Here is a 3,363-nt window from a genome sequence, read left to right on the forward strand (position 1 = left end):
AGGAGTCAGAATTCAGAATTCAGAATTCAGAATACTCTACCCATAAAGGGATAGAGTTTTAAGGCGAGAATATTTTAATTTTTTTCGCTTAACTTCGGGCGAGGTTTTAACCAATATTCGTCACCCATTCGTACAGAATTCATACTGAATTCTGACTCCTGAGTTCTGAATTCTTCTTATAAAAACACGCTAAATCGTTTTGAATATCGCGGGAAGTGTTGATGAAAAACCTGTGTTTTGCTTCAATGAAGGAAGTAACCGCCTACACTATGCGGAAGGGTTGGATGTCGCCGTTTGCTAAGAGATAAAAGATACCCAACCCAAACTTGTCAATCTGCTTTAGTTGAGCATTTTTTCTTGGATTGCCATCCTCTAAAGAATACCTCCATAAATGGAGTATCTGATGATTTCTTTCACTAAAAATCGCTTCGATGCCAATATCTAAGGCTTATGTGGCTTACTCAATTACGATTTTATACTGATAGTTTACGGTTGATTTGCCGCCAAATTTGAGATATTTATGCTGCTAATTGCTGCACATTTAAACTATACTCAGAGGTAGGCGATGCCGAAGGCGAGCTACGCCTAAGCTAATAACCTATAAGTTTTTATACTATACTTACAAAATTGCTACAATCGTGCTTAGTCTTGTTAGTTACTATTGATGGTGAGTCGTTTTTAACTAGTGTTCAGTTCATAAACTGTCACTCACTATATCGGCGGTATTATTGCAAAAGAGATATTCTTAGTTAGTGCAAGGAGTGATACCATTTCACCACATGTTTGTCACAAGTTATCCCCGCAATGTTTCCTAATAAGGGGGCGTTGCAGATTTCAAATGTTGCATCAAACGAGTGAGTTGGTATAAGCTTTTACGGGGAAGCGCTTGAGTGAGCAAAACTCTCATGCGCTTTTTCGTGTATAAATAAAACAGTCCAACTCTCTGGAAGATAATTAAAAATATTTTTAAATACACATAAACCAGAGAAGGAAACTCTTCTTGCTGGGCATATTTTAGGATAGTTTTTACTACTGTCCTGCGTGAATCTGGCTTTTTATTACCAGTAATTAGTAGAATGTTGCTTGAAGGTATTCGGGAAAGGTGATTTTCAAGTTCTTGGTTATTATCTTCATTTGATAAACTCCCAATTAGAGAGTCGCTGTCTGTATGAATAATTTTATTACTCTCTCCAAAGGGCAAAGTCATAACCTCGGTAAAGACTTTTGCAGCAATATTTTTCTCATTTCCAGATAGCTTAACGTAATTGAAAGCTCTCCATTCCGCATGAACATTTTGATTCACTAAATAATCAATTCTTTGATTGAGTGAGTAGCTATCTTCGCCGTAGTATAGATATACAGTCATGATAGATTAGATAAACATTTATTTATCAGGCGTTAGTCGTAAGCGGTGGTTTAAAAAAATAAGAGTTAGTATTAACTCTTTCCATATCCTTAGTATTTGTTATATAGCCGCTAGCAAAATATAGCGATCAACAAATACTTGCACTTAATTTTATACTTGCTGTACTGACTTCTGATTTGAGACTTTCTCAACAGAGTTCTCTACTGGTTGAGTACCCAAATATTTCCGCCAAGAATCCAATTGTTGTAGATACTCTATTACTCCACTAGAACCAGTTACCTCATATAGTGCAATAGCTGTTTCCCACTCCTTTAAGCTGGCTTTTTTCTTGGAAAGAATTTTGACTATAGCTCCTGGAAGTTTAGTTTCTTTACCAGTATCTAGATTTAGGTGTGATACGCTTTCTAGTAATAGTTCTTGTTCTGATAAAGGAACACCACCATCTTCGATATTCATAGTATGAAGTTGGGCACTAATTCCTGATAGAGGAAGAGTATGCTGAATTAATTTTTTAACTTTCTTGGTTTTAGTATTCCTTCTTTTTGGTTTAATGATAACTGGGTTGTTTGGTTCTGTAACTTCGTAACACTGGGGAAGTTCTAGAGAGAGTTGACCTGTTAAATGCCATGATGCACTTCGTTTTTCTGGCGGGGTGATCCGGTACGAGAACTCGGCTGTTTTTCTCGCATCGCCAAATTTCCTTAGTTTTACCCGCATCTTGTAGCTGATAATTCCTTGAATGTAGGTTTTTGGGTCTAATATTATTGGATTTGTATTTTCCCACCACTCAATTTCAACAACGCGATCGCCATCTAATTCGTAGATAGTTCTAACTCTGGCATTAGGATGAGATGAAAGGAATGAGTTCACCCAAGCTCTTTGTTTTTTATTAAGCCTGGGCTTACGATATGAGGATTTATTTTTCATTTAGTTCCCTTTGTAATTGAAGAATGATATCTCCATCAATCCATCAATAAATTAAATAAATTAATCAGTTGATCAATGAATTTATGACTGATACTCGGTTTGGTTTATGTGAACGCATCAAAATCACTTTCTACGTAACCGTTCAGGGGGGGGTAAAAGAGCGATGCACCAGATTTTGGCTCTGGCCTCTTGTAAAGAAGGCATGGGAAAAATAGCCACAAAAATGTGGTAATGTAAAATTCATGGAAGAACAGCGCCCAAACTATCTACAGCAGATACCTCCTGAAGATTGGGAGAGAACTCCAGGCAGTGTCAAAACACTGGTTACGGAAATGGCGCAGAGCATGGAAGAATTGCAACAACAGCAAGCAGAAGTTTTAGCACTTCAGCAACAGCTATTAGAAAAAGTAAATCGCACATCAAAAAATTCATCATCACCACCATCCCAAGACCCCGCTGGATTTGGAAAAAAGCCAGCCAGAAAGAAAAGCAGTAAAAAACGAGGGGGACAGCCAGGGCATGAGGGGAATAGTCGAGATTTATACTCAATAGAAGAGTGTCAGGAAGTTTTCAATCATCATCCGACCGTATGCTCTGGTTGTGGAGAAAGCTTGTTGGGAGAAGATGAAAACCCTTATCGTCATCAGATAGTAGAGATTCCACCGATTGAACCAATCGTGATTGAACATCGATTGCATCAATTGACCTGTGAGCATTGCGGAACTTCAACTCGTGCCAAATTGCCAGAAGATGTCAACCCAAGTGGTTATGGAATCAGAGTTGTAGCACTGGTAGCCCTATTGAGTGGAGTTTACCGCAACAGTCAACGCATGGTGCAAAGGGCTCTAGGTGACTTGTTTAATATCTCAATGTCACTGGGAACAGTCAATAAACTACGACTGGAAGCAAGCGATGCAGTAGCTAGTTGTGTAGATGAAGCAAAACTGTACATCCAAAACTCAAAGGTTGTTGGCGCGGATGAAACCAGTTTTAACCAAGGAAATATTGACGGTTCTAACCCAAAGCAACGTCAAGCTTGGTTGTGGGTTGCAGTAAACTCCACTCAATAG

Annotated in this window: 3 protein-coding genes; 1 reads left to right on the top strand and 2 read right to left on the bottom strand. The window is 38.5% G+C overall.

Annotated elements, in window-relative coordinates; genetic code table 11:
- Nucleotides 1-811: 811 nt before the first annotated feature.
- Together LC574_RS32215 and LC574_RS32220 are read right to left on the bottom strand one after the other, a co-directional pair.
- Nucleotides 812-1,366, bottom strand: coding sequence for a hypothetical protein (locus tag LC574_RS32215; RefSeq protein ID WP_229457666.1), 555 nt, complete (start codon nucleotides 1,364-1,366; stop codon nucleotides 812-814).
- 150 nt (nucleotides 1,367-1,516) lie between these two features.
- Complete coding sequence (locus tag LC574_RS32220; protein WP_229457667.1) at nucleotides 1,517-2,236, bottom strand: hypothetical protein; 720 nt, start codon at nucleotides 2,234-2,236, stop codon at nucleotides 1,517-1,519.
- A 299-nt stretch (nucleotides 2,237-2,535) separates the two neighbouring features.
- Between LC574_RS32220 and LC574_RS32225 the strand changes: the two genes are divergently transcribed.
- On the top strand, nucleotides 2,536-3,363 hold the full coding sequence (locus LC574_RS32225; protein ID WP_229457668.1) for a DUF6444 domain-containing protein: 828 nt from the start codon (nucleotides 2,536-2,538) through the stop codon (nucleotides 3,361-3,363).

Source organism: Nostoc sp. CHAB 5715, from assembly GCF_020829685.1.
Classification (GTDB): Bacteria; Cyanobacteriota; Cyanobacteriia; order Cyanobacteriales; family Nostocaceae; genus Nostoc.

Excerpts from the sequence above, each read along its gene's own strand:
- LC574_RS32215 (WP_229457666.1), bottom strand. The coding sequence starts at position 1,366 with ATGACTGTATATCTATACTACGGCGAAGATAGCTACTCACTCAATCAA.
- LC574_RS32225 (WP_229457668.1), top strand. The coding sequence starts at position 2,536 with ATGGAAGAACAGCGCCCAAACTATCTACAGCAGATACCTCCTGAAGAT.